Below are 24,742 nucleotides of genomic sequence, written 5' to 3'. Positions count from 1 at the left end.
AGGGGGATGAATGATGAAAATTGCTTTGATCGCACATGACAAGAAAAAACAAGATATGGTTCAATTTACGACTGCCTATCGGGATATTTTGAGTCATCATGATCTATACGCAACCGGTACAACAGGATTGAAAATTCAAGAGGCGACAGGTCTTCAAATTGAACGTTTTCAATCAGGCCCTTTAGGGGGAGACCAGCAAATCGGAGCATTGGTCGCGGCCAATGCACTCGATCTTGTCATCTTTTTGCGTGACCCGCTGACCGCGCAGCCGCATGAACCGGATGTCTCGGCATTAATCCGGTTATGTGATGTGTATTCCATTCCGCTCGCCACAAATATGGGTACTGCGGAGATTCTTGTCCGTACACTTGATGAAGGTGTTTTCGAATTTCGCAACCTGCTACGGGGGAAAGAGCCGAATGTATAATACTGACGTTCTTGCTTTTGGCGCCCACAGTGATGATGTCGAGATCGGAATGGGCGGCACAATCGCGAAGTTTGTCAAACAGGGAAAAAAAGTAATGATATGCGATTTAACCGAAGCGGAACTTTCTTCAAACGGAACGGTCAGCTTACGTAAAGAAGAAGCAGCTGAAGCAGCCAGTATATTAGGTGCAGAAAAAAGAATCCAGCTGACGCTTCCAGACCGCGGACTGATGATGAGTGATCAGGCCATTCGGACGATTGTCAGTGTCATCAGAACCTGCCGGCCAAAAGCAGTCTTTATGCCGTATAAAAAGGACCGCCATCCGGATCACGGAAATGCGGCCGCATTGGTGGAAGAAGCGATTTTTTCCGCGGGTATTCATAAATATAAAGACGAAAAAAACCTTCCCGCGCATAAAGTAAGCAAAGTTTATTATTATATGATAAATGGTTTTCATCAGCCTGATTTTGTGATTGATATTTCGGAAACAATAGAAGCCAAAAAACAAAGCCTCAACGCCTATAAAAGTCAGTTTGTACCGTCTGAGGATTCAGTTTCAACTCCTCTGACGAATGGCTATATCGAGATCGTTGAAGCGAGAGAAAAGCTTTATGGCAAAGAAGCGGGAGTGGAGTATGCCGAGGGTTTCTTCTCCAGAAGAATGCTGATGCTTGAACATGATGTGCTTGGGGGCGAACAATGAAAAAACTAAAAATAGGGATCACATGCTATCCGAGCGTCGGAGGCTCAGGTATCATTGCGACAGAACTGGGGAAGCAGCTTGCTGAAAAGGGACATGAAATCCATTTCATCACGTCAAGCATTCCGTTTAGACTGAATACATATCATCCCAATATTCATTTTCATGAAGTTGAGGTTAATCAATATGCTGTTTTTAAATATCCGCCATATGATTTGACATTGGCTAGCAAAATCGCGGAGGTGGCTGAACGGGAGAATTTAGACATTATCCATGCGCATTATGCTCTCCCGCATGCGGTTTGCGCCTATCTTGCCAAACAGATGCTAAAGCGCAATATCGGCATTGTCACCACATTACACGGCACAGATATCACGGTGTTAGGCTATGACCCATCTCTAAAAGATCTTATCCGTTTTGCCATCGAGTCATCAGATAGGGTGACAGCTGTTTCTTCAGCGCTTGCAGCTGAAACATACGATTTAATTAAACCTAAGAAAAAAATCGAAACGATTTATAACTTTATAGATGAGCGCGTGTATCTGAAGAAAAACACAGCGGCGATTAAAGAGAAACATGGGGTTTTACCAGACGAAAAAGTTGTCATCCATGTGTCCAACTTCAGAAAGGTCAAACGTGTGCAGGATGTCATCCGTGTGTTCCGCAATATCGCCGGGAAAACAAAAGCGAAGCTGCTTTTAGTCGGAGACGGTCCGGAAAAATCGACAGCTTGTGAGCTTGTCAGAAAATATGGATTGGAAAACCAAGTCTTAATGCTTGGAAATCAAGATCGTGTTGAGGAGCTTTATTCTATTAGCGATCTAAAGCTGCTGCTGTCTGAAAAGGAGAGCTTCGGTCTTGTTCTGCTAGAAGCGATGGCTTGCGGGGTGCCTTGTATCGGAACAAACATTGGCGGTATCCCGGAGGTTATTAAGAACAATGTGAGCGGATTTTTGGTGGATGTCGGCGATGTTGCAACTGCAACAGCCCGAGCGATGAGTATTTTAGAAGATGAACAGCTGAGTAAGAGGTTTACAGAGGCGGCAATGGAGATGCTCAAAAATGCATTTTCTTCCCGAAAAATTGTCAGCCAGTATGAACAGATTTATGCCGATTTAGCAGAACCGGAGTGATCACATGGAACAAGTTTTTATCAAAGCGCTTCCCGTGCTCCATACCTTAATCGAAGCGGGACATCAGGCTTATTTTGTTGGAGGCGCAGTTCGTGACAGCTATATGAAACGAGCGATCGGGGATGTCGATATCGCGACTGATGCGGCACCCGATCAAGTAGAACGGCTGTTTCAGCGGACGGTTGATGTAGGCAAAGAGCATGGGACGATTATTGTGCTCTGGGAAGATGAAACCTATGAAGTCACGACGTTCCGTACTGAATCAGAGTATGAAGATTATAGAAGGCCGTCAGACGTGCAATTTATCACATCTTTAGAAGAGGATTTAAAACGCAGGGATTTGACGATTAATGCGATGGCTATGACAGCGGATGGGAAGGTGCTTGATTATTTCGGCGGCAAGAAAGATATTGATCAGAAGCTGATTCGAACCGTCGGAAAACCCGAGGACAGATTTCAAGAAGATGCGCTTCGCATGCTGAGAGCTATACGCTTTATGAGCCAGCTCGGCTTCACGCTATCACCACAAACAGAAGAAGCCATCACGCAAGAAAAATCACTCCTATCCCATGTTTCAGTTGAACGAAAAACAATAGAGTTCGAGAAGCTGCTGCAGGGAAGAGCATCACGCCAGGCGCTTCAAACCCTCATTCAAACAGGGCTGTATGAGGAGCTGCCCGGTTTTTATCATAAACGAGAGAACCTGATGGCGGCGAGCAAGTTTCCGTTTTCCGCTTTACCCTCCCGAGAGGAGTTGTGGGCTGCGCTTCTAATAGATCTTGACATAAATACAAAAGATGCGCCGCTTTTCCTGAAAACATGGAAGCTCCCGGGAAAAGTGATGAAGGAAGCGATTCATATTGTCCATACGTTTAAGCAGAACCTTAACGTGATGACGATGTATAAAGCTGGAGAAAAGTCACTGCTCTCGGCGGTCAAAATATCGCAGCTTCGGCAAAACGGTAAACTGGATGAAGAAAAGCTGAAGGACATTCAAAACGCTTATCAAAGCCTCCCGATCAAAAGCCTTAAGGATCTTGATATCACGGGCAAGGATTTGCTTGCGCTGCGAAACCGGCCCGCCGGAAAATGGGTGTCGGAAGAATTACAGCGGATCGAGCACGCTGTTGTGACGGGAAAGCTCTCCAATCAAAAGAAATACATAGAGGAGTGGCTGAAGAGATGCGGTCAACATTAAGAAAAGACCTAATTGAATTATTTTCTCAGGCCGGACGTGAATTTATTTCCGGCCAAAAGATCAGTGATGCCCTCGGCTGTTCCAGAACTGCAGTATGGAAACATATTGAAGAGCTTCGGAAAGAGGGCTATGAAGTAGAAGCCGTCAGAAGAAAAGGATATCGGCTTGTCAAAAAACCCGGAAAGCTCAGTGAAAGCGAAATTCGCTTCGGACTGAAAACGGAAATGATGGGCCAGAATCTAATTTACCATGACGTTATTTCAAGCACACAAAAAACAGCGCATGAGCTTGCGAATGATAACGCACCGGAAGGCACTCTCGTAGTGGCTGACAAACAAACAGCAGGCAGGGGGAGAATGTCAAGAGTATGGCATTCTCAAGAGGGGAACGGCATTTGGATGAGCCTGATCTTACGCCCTGACATTCCGCTCCAAAAAACACCGCAGCTGACACTGCTTGCTGCAGTAGCTGTTGTGCAGGGAATTGAAGAGTCAGCAGGCATCCAAACGGATATTAAATGGCCTAATGATATTTTGATAAACGGAAAAAAAACAGTCGGCATCTTAACAGAAATGCAGGCCGAGGAAGACCGCGTACGTTCGATTATCATCGGAATTGGCATTAATGTTAATCAGCAGCCGGATGATTTTCCAGATGAACTAAAGAACATCGCGACAAGCCTCAGCCAAGCTGCCGGAGAAAAAATTGACAGGGCCGGCGTTATTCAGCATATTTTACTTTGCTTTGAAAAACGGTACCGGGATTATATGACGCACGGTTTTACGCCGATTAAGCTTTTGTGGGAAAGCTATGCGCTGGGCATCGGCACGAATATGAGGGCCAGAACGTTAAACGGAACGTTTTACGGGAAGGCGTTAGGTATAGATGATGAAGGTGTTCTTCTTTTAGAAACGAAGGAGGGCATGAAAAAAATCTATTCTGCCGATATCGAATTGGGTTAATGTGTTGGTACATGCCCGTTGATTTTGGTATACTTCCATTGGGCAGTATCGCCTGCGAACTGCACCTATTATTAAAATAGATAGACATTGCAGCAGTCTGCCTTGATCCAAAAAAGGACTGGGACAGAGGGATGAAACTCGCCGAACTTTAGAAAGTGAAGAATCCTTCTCGTTGTAACGGAAGGTTTTTTGGCTTGCAGAAGAAAACGGCAGCTCATCTCCTCTAAATATGAGGAGGAGAAAACATGAAAACAAAACTCGATTTTCTAAACATGAAGGAGACTGAAGAACCGATCGTCATGCTGACCGCTTATGATTACCCGGCAGCTAAGCTTGCTGAACAAGCGGGAGTCGACATGATTTTAGTCGGTGATTCACTCGGGATGGTCGTTCTCGGCCTTGATTCAACTGTCGGTGTGACAGTTGCAGATATGATTCATCATACAAAAGCGGTGAAAAGGGGCGCGCCGAATACATTTATTGTAACGGACATGCCGTTTATGTCCTATCACCTGTCCAAGGAAGATACACTGAAAAATGCAGCCGCTATCGTTCAGGAAAGCGGAGCTGACGCACTGAAGCTTGAAGGAGGAGAAGGCGTATTTGAATCCATTCGCTCATTGACGCTCGGAGGCATTCCGGTAGTCAGTCACTTAGGCCTGACACCGCAGTCAGTCGGTGTGTTGGGCGGTTATAAAGTACAGGGCAAAGACGAACAAAGCGCCAAAAAATTAATAGAAGACAGTAAAAAATGCGAAGAAGCAGGAGCAATGATGCTTGTGCTGGAATGTGTGCCTGCGGAACTCACAAAAAAAATTACCGAGCTGCTAAGCATACCGGTCATCGGAATCGGGGCTGGTGTGAATGCGGACGGACAAGTTCTCGTTTATCATGATATTATCGGACACGGTGTAGAGAGAACACCTAAATTTGTAAAGCAATATACGCAAATTGACGAAACAATCGAAACAGCAATCAGCGGATATGTCCATGATGTAAGACATCGTGCTTTCCCTGAACAGAAGCATTCCTTTCAAATGAATCAGGCAGTGCTTGACGGCTTGTACGGAGGAAAATAAGATGAGACAGATTACAGATATTTCACAGCTGAAAGAAGCCATAAGACAGTATCAGTCAGAGGGGAAGTCAATTGGATTTGTTCCGACAATGGGATTTTTGCATGAGGGGCATCTAACACTGGCAGACAAAGCAAGACAAGAAAATGACGCCGTTGTTATGAGTGTTTTTGTCAATCCCGCGCAATTCGGTCCTAATGAAGATTTTGAAGCATACCCTCGGGATATAGAGCGGGACGCGGTCCTCGCAGAAAATGCCGGAGTCGATATTCTTTTTACGCCTGATGCTCATGATATGTATTCTGGCAAAAAGAATGTCACGATTCATGTCGAAAGACGCACAGATGTTTTATGCGGACGCTCAAGAGAAGGACACTTTGACGGGGTTGCAATCGTATTGACGAAGCTGTTCAACCTTGTGAAGCCGACCCGTGCCTACTTCGGTTTAAAGGATGCACAGCAGGTTGCGGTTGTCGATGGCTTAATCAGCGATTTCTTCATGGATATTGAATTGGTTGCAGTCGATACAGTCAGGGAGGAAGACGGCTTAGCCAAAAGCTCCCGCAATGTATATTTAACAGCTGAGGAGAGGAAAGAAGCTCCTCAGCTGTACCGGGCCCTTCAAGCCGGTGCGGAGCTGATCAGAGCCGGGGAAAGAGACCCTGAAGCGGTGATAAAGGCTGTGAAAGAAATGATTCAGTCGACAAGCGGCATGATTGACTATGTGGAGCTTTATTCCTATCCGGAACTCGAGCCTGTGAACAAAATGGAAGGAAAGTTAATTCTGGCTGTTGCAGTTGCTTTTTCAAAATCGCGTTTAATAGATAATATCATTATTGATATTCGAGAAATGGAGAGAATATAATATGTATCGCACGATGATGAGCGGCAAGCTTCACAGGGCAACCGTTACGGAAGCGAACCTGAATTACGTAGGAAGCATTACAATTGATGAAGATCTCATTGATGCGGTTGGAATGCTCCCTAATGAAAAAGTGCAAATTGTGAATAATAATAATGGAGCACGTCTTGAAACGTATATTATTCCTGGTAAACGCGGAAGCGGCGTCATCTGCTTAAACGGTGCAGCCGCACGCCTTGTACAGGAAGGAGATAAGGTCATTATTATTTCCTACAAAATGATGTCTGATCAAGAAGCGGCAAGCCACGAGCCAAAAGTGGCTGTTCTGGATGATCGAAACAAAATTGAACAAATGCTGGGCAACGAACCAGCCCGCACAATTTTGTAAAAGAAAAAGCCCCCCCTTTATCGGGGGTTTTCTTTTAAGATTTTGAGAGTAAAACGGTTTTGCCGCTCCATTTCCGTTCAAAACGTGTTACACTTTTGTCGTATGCAAGAATTGAGGTGTCCATTTTAATGAATAAGCAACGGTTCGTTGTTATAGATGTAGAAACAACAGGGAATTCGCCGAAGAAAGGCGATAAAATCATACAAATCGCAGCGGTTGTAATTGAAAATGGACAAATTACTGAGCGGTTTTCAAAATACATCAATCCAAATAAACCCATTCCTGCTTTTATTGAGCAGCTTACTGGAATTTCTAATCAAATGGTAGCGCATGAGCAGCCGTTTGAAGCAGTCGCTGAAGAAGTGTTCCATCTGCTTGATGGCGCCTATTTTGTCGCCCATAATATCCATTTTGACCTCGGATTTGTCAAGTATGAGCTACATAAGGCGGGCTTTCAGCTCCCGGATTGTGAAGTGCTGGATACTGTTGAGCTCTCCCGGATTGTGTTTCCGGGATTTGAAGGGTATAAACTGACCGAATTAAGCGAGGAGCTTCAGCTGCGGCATGACCAGCCGCATCGGGCTGACAGCGATGCTGAAGTGACCGGGCTTATTTTTTTGAAAATCCTTGAAAAGCTGAGACAGCTTCCTTATCCGACATTAAAGCAGTTAAGGAGGCTTTCCCAGCATTTTATCAGTGATCTGACACATATGTTGGATATGTTCATTTATGAAAACAGACATACCGAGATACCGGGCTATGCGCGCTTCTCTTCCTTTTCTGTCAGAGAACCTGAAGCAATCGATGAACACATTAGTGAAGACGTGAACTTCTCATTTGAGATCGAAAGTTGGGAAGCTGGAAATGAAAAAGCGCTGTCAGAGCTAATGCCTGGGTATGAAAAGAGAGACGGCCAAATGATGATGATGAAAGAGGTCGCTGAAGCGTTTGACAATCGTGAGCATGCCTTGATTGAAGCTCCTCCGGGAATCGGAAAAACGATTGGCTACCTTATTCCGGCTGCGCTTTTTGCTAAGAAAACAAGAAAGCCGGTCATTATCAGTACGTATTCAACGCTTTTACAGCAGCAGATTCTGACAAAGGATTTGCCGATTGTCCAAGATCTGTTTCCATTCCCGGTAACAGCGGCGATTTTAAAAGGGCAATCGCATTATTTATGCCTGTATAAATTCGAGCAGGTGCTTCATGAAGATGATGATAATTATGATGCCGTACTGACAAAAGCACAGCTTCTCGTTTGGCTGACAGAGACAAACACAGGGGATGTAGCTGAACTGAATTTGCCTTCAGGCGGAAAGTTGCTGTGGGACAGGTTGGCTTATGACGATAACTCCAATAAAAGAAGCCGCAATGAAAATGTGACAGGCTTTTATGAGCGGGCAAAGCAGATTGCCATGCGTTCCGATTTGGTGGTCACCAACCATTCTCTTTTACTGACTGATGAAGGCAGCCAGAAAAAAAGGCTCCCTGATAGCGGCACATTTATTATCGATGAAGCACATCATTTTGACCGGGCTGCAAGCGAGCATTTAGGAAAACGAGCCACATACATAGAATTGCATGCTACTTTGAGCAGAATTGGCACTCTGAAAGAACAAGGTCTTCTAAAAAAGATGAGGCAGCTATTCCAGCGAAACAGCCTGCCGGTTGATTCCTTTTTCGAAGCAGAAGAATGGATTCAGCACATTCTAGCAGAAAGTGATGCTTTCTTCAGCTCAGTGCATTCTTTTGTCAAACGAAGAAAACCTAAAGAAGACTTAAACCGTCTAGTTTTTAAGGTGAACAAAGACAGTCAGGATAAAAGCTGGCCGATTTTAATGGATGGAGCGGAGAGGCTTTGTTCCATGCTGACACATGTACATCAGCTTTTTGAGGCACAGTCTGCCCTGATGGAAAAACATCTGACCGGTATGAAGAGCAAAAGTGTCTTTTTGGCCGATGAATATCAAAGAAGCATGAAAGGCTTGCAGCAGTACTGTCAGACGTTGCAGAAGCTGTTCTTTGAGTCTGATGATGACGAAGCTGTTTGGATTGAAATAGACGCAAAGGGAGCAAAAAATGCGGTGGCCATTTACGCTCAGCCGCTTGAACCCGGTGAACTTCTGGCTGATCAGTTTTTCGCGCGCAAAAACAGTGTGGTGCTAACATCTGCAACTCTTACAGTTGAAGATTCATTCCAATTTATGATTGAGCGACTGGGACTTGGTGACTTTTTCCCGCGCACCATGAGAATTAAGTCGCCTTTTTCCTACGATGAGCGCATGCGTGTGATCATTCCGAAAGAAATGAAATCCATTCAAGATACGGGGGAAATTGAATTTATACAGGATACGGCCCGTTATATCGAACTGATGGCAAAGGAAAAACAGCCCAAAATCCTTGTGCTGTTAACATCCCATGATATGCTGAAAAAAGTTCATCAGGAGCTAAAGCACGGGATGAGCGCTTCCGGCATTCAGCTCTTGGCGCAAGGAATTACAGGCGGAAGTCCCGGCAAACTGATGAAAACTTTTAAAGCATCGAATCAGGCCATCTTGCTTGGTACAAATCACTTTTGGGAAGGCGTTGATTTCCCTGGTGACGAGCTGACAACAGTCATGATCGTGAGGCTTCCATTCCGGTCTCCTGATCACCCGCTTCATGCTGCAAAATGTGAGCTAGCCCGCAAAAAGGGGCGGAATCCGTTTCAAACCGTATCACTTCCAGAAGCTGTACTGACCTTCAGACAAGGAATCGGCCGCTTGCTGCGGACAGCCGGGGACAAAGGGACGATTGTCATATTGGACAGAAGGGTTAAAACGGCTGGATACGGCCGATTGTTTCTGGATGCCCTGCCGACAGCCTCCGTATCTGAAATGACTGACAGCGAGCTTTTTGCCTACGTTTCAGAGAAAAATGAATAAAAGCCGCATAAAGCGGCTTTTGCGGTGTGGGAGTAGGATGGTGTTTTATTTAAAAAGCGGTTTTGCCGCTCTGTGATACTAGTATGGCGTGTCCTGAAATGGAGTATGACTAACAATATTTGTTCAAACTGGAGGATGAAAAAATGGAAAGCAAAATCGAAATACTTTCGACAATTACTGTAGAGCATTCTGATGACCTGTATAAAATTGTAGACACACTGAATCGAACGTTAAAACGAGACAATTTGATGTTCGGTCTTGCGCTGGATGAAGAAAACAAAAACCAAGCCATTTTTACCATTTATCGTACGTAGGTGAGAAGATGAGAAAAAAAGCATTAATATTTACCGTCATTTTTGGTATTATTTTTTTAGCAGTACTTCTTGTCTCGGCAAACATTTATAAATCAGCCCTGGCACAAAAGGAAGAGGGGCACGATGCAGCAGCTGCTGAAGCTAAAAAAGAAACGGACCTCGCCAACGTTGATCAAGTCGAAACATTTGTCGGAAAAGAAAAATATTATGTCGTAAAAGGAACGGATAAAAAAGGCACTGCATTATATGTATGGGTTCCTGATGATAAAAAAGCAAAAATTCTCTCAAAAGAAGCTAAAGAGGGAATTTCAGAAGGCAAAGCGGCGAAGATCATACAGGATGAAGGGCTGGTTTCAAAGCAAAAAGAGGTTCACCTGGGAAGAGAAGGAAATGTTCTGCTTTGGGAAGTGACGTACTTAGACAAAGAAGGGCAATACAGTTTAAGTTATGTGGACTTTACAACTGGAAAGATTCTCAAAAATATCACGCCTTAAGACGAATTAGGGGGAGTTCAAGTTGAAACTGGCAAAAAGAGTATCCGCATTAACACCATCTACCACACTGGCAATCACAGCGAAAGCGAAAGAACTGAAAGCCGCAGGCCATGATGTCATTGGCTTAGGAGCAGGCGAACCTGACTTCAATACACCGCAGCACATTATTGATGCCGCTGTGCGTTCAATGAACGAAGGCCATACGAAGTACACGCCTTCAGGTGGTCTGGCTGAACTGAAAAACAGCATTGCAGAGAAATTTAAACGTGACCAGAACATTGAATACAAACCGTCTCAAATTATTGTCTGCACTGGTGCCAAGCATGCTTTATACACCCTTTTCCAAGTGGTTTTGGATGAAGGAGATGAAGTCATCATTCCAACGCCTTACTGGGTCAGCTATCCAGAGCAGGTGAAACTCGCTGGCGGAAAACCTGTTTATGTAGAAGGGCTTGAGGAAAATCATTTCAAAATTTCTCCTGCACAGCTGAAAAAGGCGATCACGGAAAAAACAAAATCGATCGTCATCAACTCTCCGAGCAACCCGACTGGTGTCATGTATACGGAAGAAGAGCTGGCTGCGCTTGGTGAAGTGTGTCTTGAACATGACATCCTGATTGTGTCTGATGAAATTTATGAAAAACTTACATACGGCGGAAAGAAACACGTTTCCATCGCACAGCTTTCTGACAGACTGAAAGAGCAGACGGTTATTATTAACGGCGTGTCGAAGTCGCACAGCATGACGGGCTGGAGAATCGGTTATGCTGCTGGGGCTGAAGACATCATTAAAGCGATGACGAATCTCGCCAGCCACAGTACGTCAAACCCGACATCAATTGCCCAGTACGGAGCAATTGCTGCTTATAACGGGCCTTCTGAGCCGCTGGAAGAAATGAGAAAAGCATTTGAACATCGATTAAACACGATCTATGCTAAGCTCGTTGAAATTCCGGGGTTCAGCTGTGTGAAGCCGGAAGGTGCTTTTTACTTATTCCCGAATGCAAAAGAAGCTGCGCAATCATGCGGTTTTAAAGATGTAGATGAATTTGTTAAAGCGCTTCTTGAGGAGGAAAAAGTAGCGATTGTTCCTGGATCTGGATTCGGCTCTCCTGATAATGTTCGTCTGTCTTACGCAACATCGTTAGATCTTCTTGAAAAAGCGGTTGAAAGAATCAAACATTTTGTAGAAAAACATAGCTAACAGATCAAAAAGCGGCTGACAGAAAAGCCGCTTTTTATCTGCATTGACCCGGTTAGTTAAGAGCGGGTATAATAAAGTGATGATAAAAGAGTTCGCGGGGCAATCAGCTTCCGAATGTCTTTCTTGTTTTGGAGGGAAATATGTTGAAAACAACAATCAACCAAGTGTATAAGCACGTAGGTGAGGAAGTAACAATCGGAGCTTGGGTCGCTAATAAGCGTTCAAGCGGGAAAATCGCGTTTTTACAGCTGCGGGACGGTACTGGGTTTATTCAAGGTGTCGTAGTAAAAGCAGAAGTGGAAGAAAGCATTTTCCAAACAGCTAAATCAGTGACGCAGGAAACGTCACTCTATATAAAAGGAATTGTTAAAGAGGACGAGCGTTCTCCGCTTGGTTATGAACTAGCTGTGACAGGTATTGAAGTCATTCACGAAGCGACTGACTATCCAATTACACCAAAAGAGCACGGAACGGAATTCTTGATGGATCACAGACATTTATGGCTGCGTTCAAAACGCCAGCATGCGATCATGAAAATCCGTAATGAAATCATTCGTGCGACTTACGAGTTCTTTAATAACGAAGGCTTCGTAAAAGTGGATCCGCCGATTCTGACTGGAAGCGCACCTGAAGGAACAACAGAGCTCTTTGCGACAAAGTACTTTGATGAAGATGCTTACCTGTCTCAAAGCGGTCAGCTTTACATGGAAGCTGCGGCTATGGCGTTAGGAAAAGTATTCTCCTTCGGACCTACATTCAGAGCGGAAAAGTCTAAAACAAAGCGTCACTTGATCGAATTCTGGATGATCGAACCGGAAATGGCGTTTGTTGAATTCGAAGAAAACCTTCAAGTACAGGAAAATTACGTTTCTTTCATTGTGCAGTCAGTTCTTAAGAATTGCAAAATTGAATTAAACATATTAGGAAGAGACACGTCAAAACTTGAGCAAATCAAAGCGCCGTTCCCAAGAATCACGTATGACGAAGCGATTGATTTTCTAAAAGAAAAAGGCTTTGACGATATCGAGTGGGGAGACGACTTCGGAGCGCCTCATGAAACAGCGATTGCTGAACACTATGACAAACCGGTTTTCATCACTCGCTACCCAACATCTCTAAAACCGTTTTATATGCAGCCGGCTGCTGACCGCGAGGATGTCGTGCTTTGCGCTGACCTGATTGCGCCGGAAGGCTATGGAGAAATTATCGGCGGATCTGAACGGATTCACGATATGGAACTTTTGGAAGCGCGTCTTAAAGAACATGGACTGGATTCTGACGCATATAAATGGTATGCTGAACTTAGAAAATACGGATCAGTTCCTCATTCCGGCTTCGGCCTTGGATTAGAGCGGACAGTAGCTTGGATCAGCGGAGCGCCTCACGTGCGTGAAACCATTCCGTTCCCAAGACTGTTAAACCGTCTTTATCCGTAATACCAATACATTCAAATGAAACAAAAAAGAGTCTCCTGCAAGGGAGACTTTTTACAGTAAAGGGGAAACCACGATCCTTTACAGTAAGAGGTGTAACGATGAAAAAACAGCAATTTATTGACATGCAGGAGCAGGGAACGTCAACAATCCCCAATCTTTTGCTTACGCATTATAAACAGCTTGGACTTAATGAGACAGAGCTTATTCTGCTGTTGAAAATTAAAATGCATTTAGAAAAAGGCTCTTATTTCCCAACACCGAATCAGCTGCAGGAGGGTATGTCTATTTCTGTTGAGGAATGTACAAACAGATTGCGGATGTTTATTCAAAAAGGTTTTCTGTTTATTGAAGAATGCGAAGACCAAAACGGCATCAAATTTGAAAAGTATTCTCTTCAGCCCTTATGGGGCAAGCTGTACGAGTATATACAGCTTGCACAGACTCAGACACAGGAAAAAAAAGCAGAAGGGGAACAAAAAAGCCTTTATACCATCTTTGAGGAAGAGTTCGCAAGGCCATTATCACCTTTGGAGTGTGAAACACTGGCTATCTGGCAGGATCAAGATCAGCATGACGCACAGCTGATCAAACACGCGTTAAAAGAGGCTGTGCTATCAGGTAAACTCAGTTTCCGCTACATTGACCGGATTTTGTTCGAATGGAAAAAAAACGGGCTGAAAACTGTGGAGCAGGCAAAAATCCACAGTCAAAAATTCAGGCGAGGACAATCGAAGCAGAATGAACCTCAAAAAGAGTATAAAAGGCAGGTTCCTTTTTACAATTGGCTTGAACAATAAAGTGAAAAGGTGACAAACGTGTTAAATCTTAAACAAATTGAATTCTGTTTAGAGAAGATAGGCGACATGTTTCCCCATGCGGAGTGTGAATTGGTTCATTCCAATCCTTTTGAATTAGTGGTGGCTGTCGCTTTATCGGCGCAATGTACAGATGCACTTGTAAACAGAGTGACCAAAACATTATTTCAAAAATATAAAAGACCTGAAGACTATTTGGCTGTTTCGCTTGAAGAGCTTCAGCAGGATATTAAATCAATTGGTTTATACCGTAATAAAGCAAAAAATATCCAAAAACTAAGCAAAATGATTATTGAAGATTACGGCGGAGAAGTGCCGAAAGACCGCGATGAGCTTGTTAAACTGCCAGGTGTGGGAAGAAAGACTGCCAATGTCGTAGTATCCGTTGCCTTTGGCGTGCCGGCCATTGCTGTAGATACTCATGTGGAGCGAGTCAGCAAACGTTTGGGCATCTGCCGGTGGAAGGACTCGGTGCTGGAAGTTGAAAAAACACTGATGCGCAAGGTACCGAAAGAAGACTGGTCTGTTACGCATCACCGGCTTATTTTCTTCGGCAGATATCATTGTAAGGCTCAGTCACCGCGCTGTGCGGAATGTCCGCTGCTTTCTCTGTGCAGAGAAGGGCAGAAGAGAGAGAAAAAAGGACTGGTGAAACGATGACGCAAGCAAGAGAAGTGTTGGCTTCCTATGAGCAATTTTTGTGCAGTCTTGGACCAATGAGCGCCTCGGATATGAAAGAAGTCTTGCGGATTAACCCGGTGTATTTTGACTTCTGTACAGACTCTCAAGGCGTTTTACCATGGAAGGACAACGGCAAGTACGTTCCGCTTTTATTCAATGTGTGGGATGACATCAAAGAATCACTTCTGCCTGTCTTTCAAACACGAAAATCAAGATGCGACCAAAACGACATGCTGAAGGGCATTGTATGTTTGCTTGCTTCGTTTCACTGGACGGCAGGTGAGCGGGTGGAATCACTCGATTGGGCTGAACTGACGGAGAAGTCGTTTCCCGCAAAGCCGATCAATTGGGCTGAACGAGTGGAGTTTATTCTTCTAAAGCCGACCCAATACCATTGCTTTATTCAGCTTGATGAACTGTTTACTGAAATGAAAAAGCATTTTTATAAATATCATGCGATGAATCGTTAAAAAACCTCCCTCTAATAGGGGAGGTTTTTTAATATGAGCAAAAAGCCATCACCTTTTGGGTGACGGCTTTTTGTCTAATTTGTTTTTTCAGCTTTTGGTGATGAGTTTGTTTGTGTTTTGTCGGTAGGATTTGTTTTGTTTTTGTTTGTATCAGTACCTGATGAATCATTCTTACCTGAGTTTGAATCACCATCCGACGTATCCTGATTGTTGCCGTTGTTGTTATTGGTATCGTTTGACTGGTCTTGGTTGTTGTCTGATGGGTTGGTATTGCCTTGGTTTTTGTCTTGATCGTTTGTTGAATCGTCTGTCTGATCTTGATCCGTCTGATTGTTATTTGAATCATCAGTTTGTGTGTCATCCTGAGGCTTCTCATCATCTTTATTTTTATCATCCGTTTGTTGCTGGTCTTTTTGATCTTTGTCGTCTTCAGCTTTCGGAACTTCATAGGATGTGGAAGCTGTACTTTTGCCATCATCGCTGACGGCTGTTACTTCGAATTTGTAAACCGATCCTGGCTGCACGCCCGAAATCACTGCCTCTTTTGCAGAGCTGTTTTGAATTTCTGAGTAGCTGCCGCCATCAACAGATTGCTTAACAGCAAAGGACGCATCTCCGTCGTAATTCCAGCTTAATGTCAATGATTGCTTGTCTTTATCATATTTCACGCTTAAGCCAGACAGCTTTTGGGTATCTTCTTTTTCTTCTTTCTCATATGTCTTAGAAACAGCAGAAGGAGCCGTACCTTTTACAAAGTACTCTGTGAGCTTTTTATCACTTGGCGTATTCGGTCCTGCCAGTTTTGCAGGATTAGAGCCTTTTTCCACAGTAGCTTCCACTACGCTGTCAGGCTTCTCGAATGATCCGCTTCCGTCATCGACATCGGCGATGAGTTGGGCGAAGATACGCTTTGCAACTTTTTGCTCTTCAGTTGAAAGTGATTTCTTTCCAGCTTCGTTTTCTTCCATACCCGTCCAGACGGCAGCTGTATATTGCGGTGTGTAGCCGACGAACCAAGAATCTCGGGCGCCGTCCTTTGCAATATTGTACCTTTGGATTTCGTTTTCATCAAAGTTAGTCGTTCCTGTTTTACCTGCGACTTCCACACCAGGTACCTGTGCGAGTTTTCCAGTACCTGACTTAACAGCTGTTTTCAGCATATCTGTAATCATAAACGCAGTATAATCGCTCATGGCTGATTTAGATTTTGGTGTTAAGTCTAGCTTCGTGCCATCGTTAAACTCGATAGACTTTACAAAATGCGGTTCATTATATGTTCCGTTATTTCCGAACGCGCTGTAGGCGCCTGCCATTTTCAAAGGAGAAACACCATCGTCTCCACCAAAACCGCCAATCGAATAGGCCTCTGATACATTATCTTTTGTTAATCCAAGTCCAAGCCCATTTGCAAAGTCTACAGCAGTATCCTTACCGGCTGCCTGAAATGCTTTTAGAGCTGGGATATTTCTTGATTGTGCAAGGGCGTAACGCATAGTGATAGGTCCTAGATATTCGCGGTCAAAGTCACGGATCGGTGTTCCATCTGAATACGTGTAAGCAGAGTCGTCTATTTGCTCGTAAGTAGACCATTTTTTGTTTTCGATGACTGGTCCATAGTCGAGAATAGGTTTAATGGTAGACCCGGGCTGTCGCTTAGCTTGAGTCGCGTAATTGTAGCCCCCAACCTTAGAATTTCTTCCTGCGCCAATCGCGCGGACTTCTCCGGTTTTTGTATCGAGAAGCGATACACCGCCCTGCATGGCTTCAGTAAATCCGACAGTGTCTCCGTCCATTAATTCATCAAGTTTGTCTTGTGCTTTTGTATCTAATGTCGTATAAATCTTTAATCCGTCAGTACCTGGATTGACATCAGATTTTTCTTCAATTTCTTTCATGACTTCTTCAACAAATGCACTGTATTTATTTGAATTTGTTTTTTCATATTCCTTCTGTGACACAACGCCTTCATCTTTCACTGCCACTTTTTTCGCTTTGTTATATTGAGAATCAGAAATAAATCCTTGTTTTTTCATCAGACTGAGTACAATGTTCCGTCTTTTTTCTGCTTTATCCGGGTTTTTAACGGGATTGTACGCTGTTGGGCTTTGCGGCATACCGGCAAGTGTCGCAGCTTGTTCCACAGTCAGTTTGCTTAAATCTGTGACGCCGAAAAATTCTTCCGCCGCTTTTCCGATTCCGTATGCTCTAGGAGAAAAATAAATTCGGTTTAAATACATTTCTAAAATTTCATCTTTAGAGTAATTGCGCTCCAGCTGGAGTGAAAGCCATACTTCCTGTACTTTCCGTTTCAGCGTCTTCTGATGGGAAAGAAGGGAGTTTTTGACGACCTGCTGGGTGATTGTACTTCCGCCTTCAGCCCCGAAGCCGTCTGTAAAGTTGGCGACTAAGGCGCCTCCGATACGGACAGGGTCAATCCCGTGGTGCTCATAAAAACGCGCATCTTCTGTCGCGATAAAAGCTTCTTTTACAACATCGGGAATTTCATCTATCGAGACGTAGGACCGCTTTTCGGAGCCGTATTCAGCGATTTCTTTTCCATTTTTATCGTAAATTGTTGATGAATAAGGTGTTTTCAATTTGCTTTCGTCCAGTTTTGGCGCATCTGAAATCATGACGGCAAATGTAACGGCACCGCCGACTACGCCTAAAACAAACAGAATGAGTAAAGTGAAAAGGGTCTTTTTAAACAATCCACCTTTTTTTCGTTTCTTGCCTTTTTTCGGTGAAGGACTCGATTTGCTGTTGGCTTTTCGTCGAGCTTCACGGCTGTTAAATTGATCTGACATAACATCTCAACCTTTCGTTAATCAACCTTTCGCACTTGATGACGGCGAAAAATAAAGCTGTTCAATAATACTAATATAATCAATTCTAGGTGCGTATCCAAGAGAAATCGGATACGCTGCTTCCTCTAACTCATCTTTGCGAATTGATTTTCTGCCGTTTTTTTCTTTTCTGTCCCAGAAATAAAACAGCTTATCGGCTTCCAAAAAATAAACTTGGTCGAAAGCGGATATAATAACAAAACAAATACCGTCTTGAGCCTTTACCTGTTTCATATGCTCGATTTGATGGTCATGGAAATTCTGCAGGGGGAAAGAGGTCTTGTTTTTCGTTTCTTTCGCCTCAAAATCAATATACCGCCCTTTGTAAATCCCGTTATAATCTGTTGTCGATGACTGTTTAAAGTAAGCTTCTTTAATCACTGCGGCGCTTCTTTTTGGATAATGGACATTTACAATTTGAACAGGTGTCGGCTTTTTGTGTATGACGGCAATTTGGTTTGTCAGATAATACTTATTCGTTTCGTTTAAGTCATCTTCGAGGGTCATTCCGCGATTACTGTACGACGGAGCCCTTTTCTGACTGTTTTGGGATGAAACCGAATGTTTCGGCTGAAACGTTTTTCCGTTAGGATACCGAATCACTTTCTCATCCTCCTTATTAAACTATTCATGACGGAAGTGAATGAACGTGAAAGAACAACAGACCATCAGAAAGCTTTTGAGCCGGATTGAGCGGCAGACAAAAGCAAAAAACGCAGATAACATTTCAAGAACGAATGCATATAAAGCATTTTATGATCGTCATCCGGAGATCAAATGGTCGCTCTTGGCATCTTTCGTTTCTCGCAATGCCGGCTGGTCAATGACTGACTTAAAAGGCAGTCTGTTTCAGCTTGGACTCCGTGAGAGACAGCAAAAGTGGTTCTTTTTAGCCTATGAAAGAGCGAACTGGCTTATTTTTTCGGATGCCTATCCGCAACTTCTTTTGTACCACTGGTCAAAAAAAATCGGGAAACCGCTGTTCCATCATCTGCATATGTTTGGCGTCTCACGATTTATGATGGAAGAATGGGCCCGTTTTTGGCATGAGCACGACACGGAGCGGCTGATGTATGCTCTCATTATAAATGAACAAAACACTATCCAAACACCTATTATACAAAATCCTTCGTTTAAAAAGAACGTTTTTGACACGATTCCTTTTTATTTAAGTGACTGGTTTCATTTTAATACCGTTCTATTTCCTGTTGCAGATGGTTTTCTTTACGGCATTTCAGTGAAACGCTTTTCAAGGACTGAGGAAAGGATAAGGCTGGGAAAGCAGCTGTCTCAATTGCTGTTCAGTCCAGAGCTATTCGCTTCTTTTTATCACTTTTTGCACAATGTGCCGCACACAGGCTCCCGTTTTGATATGGAAAAAATGATGGGGATTACAAAAAGAACATCTCCAATGCTAAGGACATGCTACCCTGAGTTAATCCACTCATTAGACGGCAGGAAAACAGATTGGTTTCATGGAAAGATAAAGAAAACGTTGTTTAGGCGTGAGGAATTGCCGAAGCAGATTGAATTGACAGACTGGTACTTACATAAAAAACGCCAGCTCCATGCCCTTTTTGCAGTCGAGCATTGGCTGAAAAAATAAAGAAGCAAGGAATTTCCCTGCTTCTTACGTAGAAGGACGGTTCGGGCCGCCTAGTTTTTTATCTAAAGAATCGATTGCTTTTGATTCAGACTTTTTTTGCTGGCCGGCTTTTTTTGGTCTTGTTTTCATACGGCACCTCCTCATAAGTATCGTTTGCATTAAGAGCGAGGATCATACAATGTTTGCGGGTATTTTTGTCGAAAACTTCAGCTTTTCGTGGAATATCTGTTTGTTTGGCGATTAGCTTCTAGTTTTGTCATGAGGAAGGATTGAGCCTGAAGAATACAGAATTTTACCTGGAGAGACGAGGAAAGGGAGGTACACGAATGTCCGGTTTCGTAAGCAAGACAGATATTCTCCATATGCTTTCTGATATAGAAGACGAATTAACCCGAGCTGAGCAGAGCTTGAATCATTCTATAAACGCATTTGAGGCTGAGATGCGGGAAACGGAAAGTGAGCGTCTGAGTGTGCTGGAAGAAGAAATGAGAGATCTTCATTTTTGTATAAATGAGCTGTATCACTCACCTGAACACAGGTATGCATTTGAAAAGGTATACCGCATCGGCTGAATTTGGTACGATATGCATTGAGGTGAAAGGTATTGCAATCACAAACATTGCTGGAAATGACAGAGCAAATGATTGAAGCTGCTGAAAAAGGCGCTGATCGGTATCAGGAAGGGAAAAAAAGTGATCATTCCTATGATTTTTTTGAGACGATAAAGCCAGCCGTTGAAGAGAATGATGATCTGGCGGTTCGATGGGCGAAAGGGGCGCTTGAATTGATAGAAGCCCGCCGGCCAAAATATGTGCATAAAGAGCAAATCGAAACTGCGAAAGATCATTTTCTGGAATTGATCCTTCAATCATATGTTCATCATATTCATAAAAAACGATTCAAGGATATCACGGAGTCAGTTCTTTATACATTGCACGCAGTAAAGGATGAGCTTACAAGAGAAGACAGCCGGTGAAGGCTGTCTTCTTTTATGTTGGTTATAGGGGGCCGGACGTTAATTCAGCTCATATGCCGGGCTTTCTGCTCCATTTGCTTCGAGAACCTTCATACTGTTACGAAACTCAATTGTGCTAAGATGTCCTTGAATATAGAGGAACTTGGCAAAGTCCATCAGTTTATTCATACAGTCTGTTTCATATTTCTTCATTTCTGCAAAACGTTTGCTTAAGTATGATACGTTCATTATGGTGCATCCCCTCTCATCTGTATTGAAAATATGGTACCATAATGATTCGACTTTTTTCTGTTTTTAAAAAATTTAAACTTTCGACACAATTTGACAAACGTGATTCAGGACCTGTGACACAAACGATAGACTCCATTCATACATATATAGAAGAGAAACATGTTGAGTTTAGGGGGAATCGCAATGAACAGGAGTTTTCAAAGCTATCCTCAGCAAATGGGCTATTATGATCCTCAGCAGATGCAAGGATATTATCAGCAGGCCTCACCAGTGCAATACTTCCCGCAGCAGCATTATGGGCAGCAGGATTATTATCAGCCGTATGTCCCGATCCAATCTATGCAACCTATGCAGCCGCCTGTATTTTCCAACCCTTATCCAATCCCGCAGCCTAATCAGCAGCAGCCCTCACAATTTCAGAGTATTATGTCGCAGTTCAAAAAAGCCAACGGGCAGTTTGATTTTAATAAAATGATGGATACTACTGGTCAAGTGATGAGTGCAATGAATCAGGTCGGATCTTTAATAAAAGGATTGACCAGCTTTTTTAAATGATAGGAGCATGAATGAATTGATCATTCATGCTTATTTTTTGGAAAGAAAAGGGTCATTGTCTGCTCATTCCAAGATGTTTCCATATCTTCTTGGCGTACTTCATAAGGCAGCTGAACCGTTCTTGTCATGCTTGTAAAAGTGGCTTCATGATGCTGTTTTTGTTTTTCTTGGAGTGTTACATGCAGATACATGGATTTAACATCAACGACGATCTCGCCATCTCGAAATGTCGCCGGAATGGTGATATCGACATACAGCCCGGCATCTCTTTCTCTGACATCTATGGTCGTCTGTACATCCTTTAAACTCGAATTGATCAGGTTTTGAAATCCGCTTAAAAGGTTGCCAAAAGCTGAGGATTGGAAAAGTTGGTCTATTGCCTCCGTGATAATATCTTCCTTCTTTTGCAGTTCGTTCTTTTCGTCATCATAGAATTCCAAATTTGCCACCGCCTTTTTTATTCAGATTATGCGCCTGTGCCAGATGTTGTTATAAATTGAAGCAAAATTGAAAGTGTGGTTAAATAGTGGTGAATGAAGGGATAACGGTTGTAGTGAATGAGAAGGGAGAAAACACAGTGCTGAAAAAATTATTCGGAATGGGCAAAACTCAGGAAAAAGTGACAGAAGAGGTTATTTATTCTCCGGCTGACGGTACGGTAATGGACCTGACAGATGTACCTGACCCTGTTTTTTCACAGAAAATGATGGGGGAAGGAATAGCGGTTGAACCCTCAAACGGCGAAATCGTTTCACCTGCTGAAGGGGAAGTGATTCAGATTTTCCACACCAAACACGCAGTTGGCATTCGGACTCGTTCAGGAATTGAACTGTTAATTCATGTGGGGCTGGAAACGGTTAATATGAACGGAGAAGGTTTTACTGCTCACATTAAAGAGGGAGACAAAGTGAAGATCGGTGACCCGCTGATTACGTGTGATTTGGAGCTGATAAAAGAAAAAGCGAGCAGCACAGTCATCCCGATTGTTATCATGAATGGTGAAGCTGTCGAATCTATCGTGCCGGCAGGCGAAAAGGCTGCCCGTAAAGGCGAGACAAAGCTCTTCGCAATAAAAGTGAAATAAGCAGGGCGTATGCCTTGCTTTTTTTGTGCGATTGTATAAAATTTGCACCTAGCCATGCAAACAAATATTCGGTAAACTGTACTTGACAAAGAGGTGTAAAGAATGAAAAAGAAATCACTGACTGAGCTCATTTCTGAGTTAAAAGGAAATGAAAATGTGGTGAATTGGCATGAAATAGAGCCTCGTGAAGCAAAAACAAGGCCAATGCCTGAAAATATCGACGAGAGAATAAAAGCAGCCCTTTCGAAAAGGGGCATTGATGCACTATATACCCACCAATACTCCGCTTTCCAATATGTGCAAAAAGGAGAAAGCATCGTTACCGTAACGCCAACCGCATCGGGAAAAACGTTATGCTACAATCTCCCTGTCCTGCAGTCTATCGCTCAAGACGAAACAAACCGGGCGCTATATTTATTTCCGACAAAAGCGCTGGCACAAGACCAAAAGAGCGAGCTAAATGAAATGATTGATGAAATGGGCATTGATATTAAAAGCTTTACATATGACGGGGATACGTCTCCTGCAATCAGGCAAAAGGTGAGAAAAGCAGGTCATATTGTCATTACAAATCCCGATATGCTGCATTCTGCCATTCTTCCGCATCATACGAAATGGGTCAGTTTGTTTGAGAATCTTAAGTATATCGTCATCGATGAGCTTCATACGTATCGAGGTGTGTTCGGGAGCCATGTGGCGAATGTGATCCGGCGGCTGAAGCGGATCTGCCGGTTTTATGGCAGTGATCCGGTTTTTATCTGTACTTCCGCAACGATTGCCAACCCGAAGGAATTGGGGGAGCAGCTGACGGGTCAGCCGATGCGGCTGGTTGATGACAATGGTGCCCCGAGCGGACGCAAGCACTTCGTATTTTATAATCCGCCGATTGTAAACAAACCGCTGAATATTAGAAAGAGCGCAACCGCAGAAGTGAATGAACTGGCGAAAGAGTTTCTGAAAAACAAAGTGCAGACGATTGTTTTTGCCAGAAGCAGAGTACGGGTGGAAATTATTTTAAGCCATATTCAGGAGCTTGTGAAAAAAGAGATTGGAACAAAGTCAATCAGAGGCTATCGGGGAGGCTATCTTCCGAAAGAGCGAAGAGAAATCGAAAGAGGTCTGAGAGAAGGCGAGATTGTAGGGGTAGTCAGTACGAATGCCTTAGAGCTCGGTGTTGATATCGGCCAGCTGCAAGTGTGTGTGATGACGGGTTATCCCGGAAGTGTGGCAAGTGCTTGGCAGCAGGCGGGACGAGCTGGCAGAAGGCATGGAGAGTCTTTGATTATTATGGTCGCCAATTCAACGCCGATTGATCAATATATTGTGCGCCATCCTGAATATTTCTTTAACCGGTCGCCGGAATCTGCAAGAATCAATCCGGAGAATTTGATTATTTTGGTAGACCACTTAAAGTGTGCGGCTTATGAGCTTCCTTTTAGAGCTGATGAAGAGTTCGGGCCGATGGATGTAAGTGATATTCTTGAGTACCTTCAAGAAGAGGCCGTTCTACACCGGAACGGCGAACGGTATCATTGGGCAAGTGAATCATTTCCTGCATCCAATATCAGTTTGCGTTCCGCATCACAAGAAAATGTCGTCATTGTTGATCAATCAGACATTGCGAGTGTAAGAATTATCGGTGAAATGGATCGTTTTAGCGCGATGACGCTTTTGCATGATGAAGCGATTTATTTGCATGAAGGGGTTCAATATCAGGTAGAAAAACTCGATTGGGACCATAAAAAAGCTTATGTTAGAAAAGTCGATGTCGAATATTATACGGATGCCAACCTGGCAGTACAGCTGAAGGTTTTAGAAATTGATAAAATGAAGGAAAAAAGCCGTACGTCATTGCACTACGGTGATGTTACTGTCAATGCCCTGCCGACCATTTTTAAAAAAATTAAAATGACCACTTTTGAAAACATTGGGTCTGGTCCTATTCATTTGCCGGAAGAAGAACTGCATACAAGTGCGGCTTGGCTCGAAATCAAAACCGCAAACGAAGACATCGGGGAAAAGACGCTGGAACAGCTGCTTCTCGGCATTTCAAATGTACTGCAGCATATTGTCCCTGTGTATATCATGTGTGACCGAAACGATGTTCATGTTGTTTCTCAAATTAAAGCAGCGCATACCGGATTGCCGACGATCTTTTTATACGATCATTATCCGGGCGGTATCGGTTTGGCAGAGGAAGTTTTCAAACGTTTTTCAGACATTAATGAAGCGGCGAAACAGCTCATCAAACAATGTCCTTGTCATGACGGCTGCCCGTCTTGTATAGGTACCGAAATAGACGGAATAAAAGCAAAGGAAGGAATTTTGCAGCTGCTGGATCAAATGTCGTAAGGAGGGAG

General features: G+C 43.5%; 27 protein-coding genes. 22 read left to right on the top strand and 5 right to left on the bottom strand.

Annotation, left to right across the window (positions count from 1 at the left end; genetic code table 11):
* Positions 1-13 precede the first annotated feature (13 nt).
* The 16 genes from mgsA (at position 14) to G4P54_RS11750 (ending at position 15,084) form a co-directional block, all read left to right on the top strand.
* Positions 14-427, top strand: a complete 414-nt coding sequence (gene mgsA, locus G4P54_RS11825; protein ID WP_024715268.1) for a methylglyoxal synthase — start codon at positions 14-16, stop codon at positions 425-427.
* Positions 420-1,130 carry a bacillithiol biosynthesis deacetylase BshB1 gene (gene bshB1 / locus G4P54_RS11820; RefSeq protein WP_167872758.1) on the top strand — a complete coding sequence of 237 codons (711 nt, stop codon included), beginning with the start codon at positions 420-422 and terminating at the stop codon, positions 1,128-1,130. The genes mgsA and bshB1 overlap by 8 nt, the downstream gene beginning before the upstream one ends.
* A complete protein-coding gene (gene bshA / locus G4P54_RS11815) occupies positions 1,127-2,260 on the top strand; it encodes an N-acetyl-alpha-D-glucosaminyl L-malate synthase BshA (RefSeq protein ID WP_167872757.1) in 1,134 nt (377 codons plus the stop codon). Before bshB1 ends, bshA begins: the two co-directional genes overlap by 4 nt.
* Before the next feature lie 4 nt (positions 2,261-2,264).
* Positions 2,265-3,458 carry a CCA tRNA nucleotidyltransferase gene (locus G4P54_RS11810; RefSeq protein ID WP_167872756.1) on the top strand — a complete coding sequence of 398 codons (1,194 nt, stop codon included), beginning with the start codon at positions 2,265-2,267 and terminating at the stop codon, positions 3,456-3,458.
* On the top strand, positions 3,443-4,420 hold the full coding sequence (locus tag G4P54_RS11805) for a biotin--[acetyl-CoA-carboxylase] ligase (RefSeq protein ID WP_167872755.1): 978 nt from the start codon (positions 3,443-3,445) through the stop codon (positions 4,418-4,420). Before G4P54_RS11810 ends, G4P54_RS11805 begins: the two co-directional genes overlap by 16 nt.
* A 245-nt stretch (positions 4,421-4,665) precedes the next feature.
* Positions 4,666-5,499, top strand: a complete 834-nt coding sequence (gene panB / locus G4P54_RS11800; protein WP_167872754.1) for a 3-methyl-2-oxobutanoate hydroxymethyltransferase — start codon at positions 4,666-4,668, stop codon at positions 5,497-5,499.
* A 1-nt stretch (position 5,500) separates the two neighbouring features.
* On the top strand, positions 5,501-6,361 hold the full coding sequence (gene panC, locus G4P54_RS11795; RefSeq protein WP_167872753.1) for a pantoate--beta-alanine ligase: 861 nt from the start codon (positions 5,501-5,503) through the stop codon (positions 6,359-6,361).
* A gap of 1 nt (position 6,362) precedes the next feature.
* On the top strand, positions 6,363-6,746 hold the full coding sequence (gene panD, locus G4P54_RS11790) for an aspartate 1-decarboxylase (protein ID WP_167872752.1): 384 nt from the start codon (positions 6,363-6,365) through the stop codon (positions 6,744-6,746).
* 128 nt (positions 6,747-6,874) lie between these two features.
* Positions 6,875-9,670 (top strand): ATP-dependent DNA helicase DinG, encoded by a 2,796-nt coding sequence (gene dinG, locus G4P54_RS11785; RefSeq protein WP_167872751.1) that lies wholly within the window; start codon positions 6,875-6,877, stop codon positions 9,668-9,670.
* A gap of 143 nt (positions 9,671-9,813) precedes the next feature.
* Positions 9,814-9,984 carry a YpmA family protein gene (locus G4P54_RS11780; RefSeq protein WP_032682113.1) on the top strand — a complete coding sequence of 57 codons (171 nt, stop codon included), beginning with the start codon at positions 9,814-9,816 and terminating at the stop codon, positions 9,982-9,984.
* Positions 9,985-9,992: 8 nt separating this feature from the next.
* Positions 9,993-10,478 (top strand): cell wall elongation/penicillin-binding protein regulator TseB, encoded by a 486-nt coding sequence (gene tseB, locus G4P54_RS11775; protein ID WP_167872750.1) that lies wholly within the window; start codon positions 9,993-9,995, stop codon positions 10,476-10,478.
* Positions 10,479-10,500: 22 nt separating this feature from the next.
* Entirely contained in the window at positions 10,501-11,682 is a 1,182-nt protein-coding gene (gene aspB, locus G4P54_RS11770) for an aspartate transaminase AspB (protein ID WP_167872749.1), read from the top strand.
* Between the two features lie 143 nt (positions 11,683-11,825).
* A complete protein-coding gene (gene asnS, locus G4P54_RS11765) occupies positions 11,826-13,118 on the top strand; it encodes an asparagine--tRNA ligase (protein ID WP_024715279.1) in 1,293 nt (430 codons plus the stop codon).
* Between the two features lie 98 nt (positions 13,119-13,216).
* Entirely contained in the window at positions 13,217-13,915 is a 699-nt protein-coding gene (gene dnaD / locus G4P54_RS11760; protein WP_024715280.1) for a DNA replication protein DnaD, read from the top strand.
* An 18-nt stretch (positions 13,916-13,933) separates the two neighbouring features.
* Positions 13,934-14,593 (top strand): endonuclease III, encoded by a 660-nt coding sequence (gene nth, locus G4P54_RS11755; RefSeq protein WP_167872748.1) that lies wholly within the window; start codon positions 13,934-13,936, stop codon positions 14,591-14,593.
* Positions 14,590-15,084, top strand: a complete 495-nt coding sequence (locus G4P54_RS11750; protein ID WP_024715282.1) for a YpoC family protein — start codon at positions 14,590-14,592, stop codon at positions 15,082-15,084. The genes nth and G4P54_RS11750 overlap by 4 nt, the downstream gene beginning before the upstream one ends.
* A gap of 74 nt (positions 15,085-15,158) precedes the next feature.
* Here the strand turns inward: G4P54_RS11750 and G4P54_RS11745 are convergent, their stop codons facing one another.
* Complete coding sequence (locus G4P54_RS11745) at positions 15,159-17,891, bottom strand: PBP1A family penicillin-binding protein (protein ID WP_167872747.1); 2,733 nt, start codon at positions 17,889-17,891, stop codon at positions 15,159-15,161.
* A gap of 21 nt (positions 17,892-17,912) precedes the next feature.
* Positions 17,913-18,533 carry a Holliday junction resolvase RecU gene (gene recU / locus G4P54_RS11740; protein WP_004398007.1) on the bottom strand — a complete coding sequence of 207 codons (621 nt, stop codon included), beginning with the start codon at positions 18,531-18,533 and terminating at the stop codon, positions 17,913-17,915.
* A gap of 40 nt (positions 18,534-18,573) precedes the next feature.
* On the opposite strand from recU, the gene G4P54_RS11735 reads away from it, so the two are divergent.
* The gene (locus G4P54_RS11735; protein ID WP_032682114.1) at positions 18,574-19,536 is read left to right on the top strand and encodes a DUF2515 domain-containing protein; all 963 of its coding nucleotides are present in this window, start codon (positions 18,574-18,576) and stop codon (positions 19,534-19,536) included.
* A 24-nt stretch (positions 19,537-19,560) separates the two neighbouring features.
* Here the strand turns inward: G4P54_RS11735 and sspM are convergent, their stop codons facing one another.
* On the bottom strand, positions 19,561-19,665 hold the full coding sequence (sspM, locus tag G4P54_RS11730) for an acid-soluble spore protein SspM (protein WP_024715286.1): 105 nt from the start codon (positions 19,663-19,665) through the stop codon (positions 19,561-19,563).
* A gap of 197 nt (positions 19,666-19,862) precedes the next feature.
* Between sspM and G4P54_RS11725 the strand changes: the two genes are divergently transcribed.
* Both G4P54_RS11725 and G4P54_RS11720 read left to right on the top strand, forming a co-directional pair.
* The gene (locus G4P54_RS11725) at positions 19,863-20,108 is read left to right on the top strand and encodes a YppD family protein (RefSeq protein ID WP_024715287.1); all 246 of its coding nucleotides are present in this window, start codon (positions 19,863-19,865) and stop codon (positions 20,106-20,108) included.
* A 32-nt stretch (positions 20,109-20,140) separates the two neighbouring features.
* The gene (locus G4P54_RS11720; RefSeq protein WP_167872746.1) at positions 20,141-20,512 is read left to right on the top strand and encodes a YppE family protein; all 372 of its coding nucleotides are present in this window, start codon (positions 20,141-20,143) and stop codon (positions 20,510-20,512) included.
* Positions 20,513-20,551: 39 nt separating this feature from the next.
* On the opposite strand, the gene G4P54_RS11715 is transcribed toward G4P54_RS11720, so the two are convergent.
* Positions 20,552-20,740, bottom strand: a complete 189-nt coding sequence (locus G4P54_RS11715) for a YppF family protein (RefSeq protein ID WP_167872745.1) — start codon at positions 20,738-20,740, stop codon at positions 20,552-20,554.
* A 186-nt stretch (positions 20,741-20,926) separates the two neighbouring features.
* Between G4P54_RS11715 and G4P54_RS11710 the strand changes: the two genes are divergently transcribed.
* The gene (locus G4P54_RS11710) at positions 20,927-21,298 is read left to right on the top strand and encodes a YppG family protein (protein ID WP_024715290.1); all 372 of its coding nucleotides are present in this window, start codon (positions 20,927-20,929) and stop codon (positions 21,296-21,298) included.
* Positions 21,299-21,318: 20 nt separating this feature from the next.
* Here the strand turns inward: G4P54_RS11710 and G4P54_RS11705 are convergent, their stop codons facing one another.
* Entirely contained in the window at positions 21,319-21,738 is a 420-nt protein-coding gene (locus tag G4P54_RS11705; RefSeq protein ID WP_024715291.1) for an Hsp20/alpha crystallin family protein, read from the bottom strand.
* A 137-nt stretch (positions 21,739-21,875) separates the two neighbouring features.
* Here G4P54_RS11705 and G4P54_RS11700 point away from each other — a divergent pair, with 137 nt between their 5' ends.
* On the top strand, positions 21,876-22,382 hold the full coding sequence (locus tag G4P54_RS11700) for a PTS sugar transporter subunit IIA (RefSeq protein WP_024715292.1): 507 nt from the start codon (positions 21,876-21,878) through the stop codon (positions 22,380-22,382).
* Between the two features lie 102 nt (positions 22,383-22,484).
* The gene (gene mrfA / locus G4P54_RS11695) at positions 22,485-24,734 is read left to right on the top strand and encodes an ATP-dependent helicase MrfA (RefSeq protein WP_167872744.1); all 2,250 of its coding nucleotides are present in this window, start codon (positions 22,485-22,487) and stop codon (positions 24,732-24,734) included.
* Positions 24,735-24,742 lie beyond the last annotated feature (8 nt).

It is taken from the genome of Bacillus tequilensis (genome assembly GCF_012225885.1).
GTDB lineage: Bacteria > Bacillota > Bacilli > Bacillales > Bacillaceae > Bacillus > Bacillus tequilensis.
The sequence above is the reverse complement of the archived record's forward strand: the minus strand, read 5'-3'. Positions and strand labels throughout refer to the sequence as shown.

What these genes read in the sequence shown, in the direction of transcription:
- mgsA (WP_024715268.1), top strand. Translation starts at nt 14, where the DNA reads ATGAAAATTGCTTTGATCGCACATGACAAGAAAAAACAAGATATGGTT.
- bshB1 (WP_167872758.1), top strand. Translation starts at nt 420, where the DNA reads ATGTATAATACTGACGTTCTTGCTTTTGGCGCCCACAGTGATGATGTC.
- bshA (WP_167872757.1), top strand. Translation starts at nt 1,127, where the DNA reads ATGAAAAAACTAAAAATAGGGATCACATGCTATCCGAGCGTCGGAGGC.
- G4P54_RS11810 (WP_167872756.1), top strand. Translation starts at nt 2,265, where the DNA reads ATGGAACAAGTTTTTATCAAAGCGCTTCCCGTGCTCCATACCTTAATC.
- G4P54_RS11805 (WP_167872755.1), top strand. Translation starts at nt 3,443, where the DNA reads ATGCGGTCAACATTAAGAAAAGACCTAATTGAATTATTTTCTCAGGCC.
- panB (WP_167872754.1), top strand. Translation starts at nt 4,666, where the DNA reads ATGAAAACAAAACTCGATTTTCTAAACATGAAGGAGACTGAAGAACCG.
- panC (WP_167872753.1), top strand. Translation starts at nt 5,501, where the DNA reads ATGAGACAGATTACAGATATTTCACAGCTGAAAGAAGCCATAAGACAG.
- panD (WP_167872752.1), top strand. Translation starts at nt 6,363, where the DNA reads ATGTATCGCACGATGATGAGCGGCAAGCTTCACAGGGCAACCGTTACG.
- dinG (WP_167872751.1), top strand. Translation starts at nt 6,875, where the DNA reads ATGAATAAGCAACGGTTCGTTGTTATAGATGTAGAAACAACAGGGAAT.
- G4P54_RS11780 (WP_032682113.1), top strand. Translation starts at nt 9,814, where the DNA reads ATGGAAAGCAAAATCGAAATACTTTCGACAATTACTGTAGAGCATTCT.
- tseB (WP_167872750.1), top strand. Translation starts at nt 9,993, where the DNA reads ATGAGAAAAAAAGCATTAATATTTACCGTCATTTTTGGTATTATTTTT.
- dnaD (WP_024715280.1), top strand. Translation starts at nt 13,217, where the DNA reads ATGAAAAAACAGCAATTTATTGACATGCAGGAGCAGGGAACGTCAACA.
- G4P54_RS11750 (WP_024715282.1), top strand. Translation starts at nt 14,590, where the DNA reads ATGACGCAAGCAAGAGAAGTGTTGGCTTCCTATGAGCAATTTTTGTGC.
- G4P54_RS11745 (WP_167872747.1), bottom strand. Translation starts at nt 17,891, where the DNA reads ATGTCAGATCAATTTAACAGCCGTGAAGCTCGACGAAAAGCCAACAGC.
- G4P54_RS11735 (WP_032682114.1), top strand. Translation starts at nt 18,574, where the DNA reads ATGAACGTGAAAGAACAACAGACCATCAGAAAGCTTTTGAGCCGGATT.
- sspM (WP_024715286.1), bottom strand. Translation starts at nt 19,665, where the DNA reads ATGAAAACAAGACCAAAAAAAGCCGGCCAGCAAAAAAAGTCTGAATCA.
- G4P54_RS11725 (WP_024715287.1), top strand. Translation starts at nt 19,863, where the DNA reads ATGTCCGGTTTCGTAAGCAAGACAGATATTCTCCATATGCTTTCTGAT.
- G4P54_RS11715 (WP_167872745.1), bottom strand. Translation starts at nt 20,740, where the DNA reads ATGAACGTATCATACTTAAGCAAACGTTTTGCAGAAATGAAGAAATAT.
- G4P54_RS11710 (WP_024715290.1), top strand. Translation starts at nt 20,927, where the DNA reads ATGAACAGGAGTTTTCAAAGCTATCCTCAGCAAATGGGCTATTATGAT.
- mrfA (WP_167872744.1), top strand. Translation starts at nt 22,485, where the DNA reads ATGAAAAAGAAATCACTGACTGAGCTCATTTCTGAGTTAAAAGGAAAT.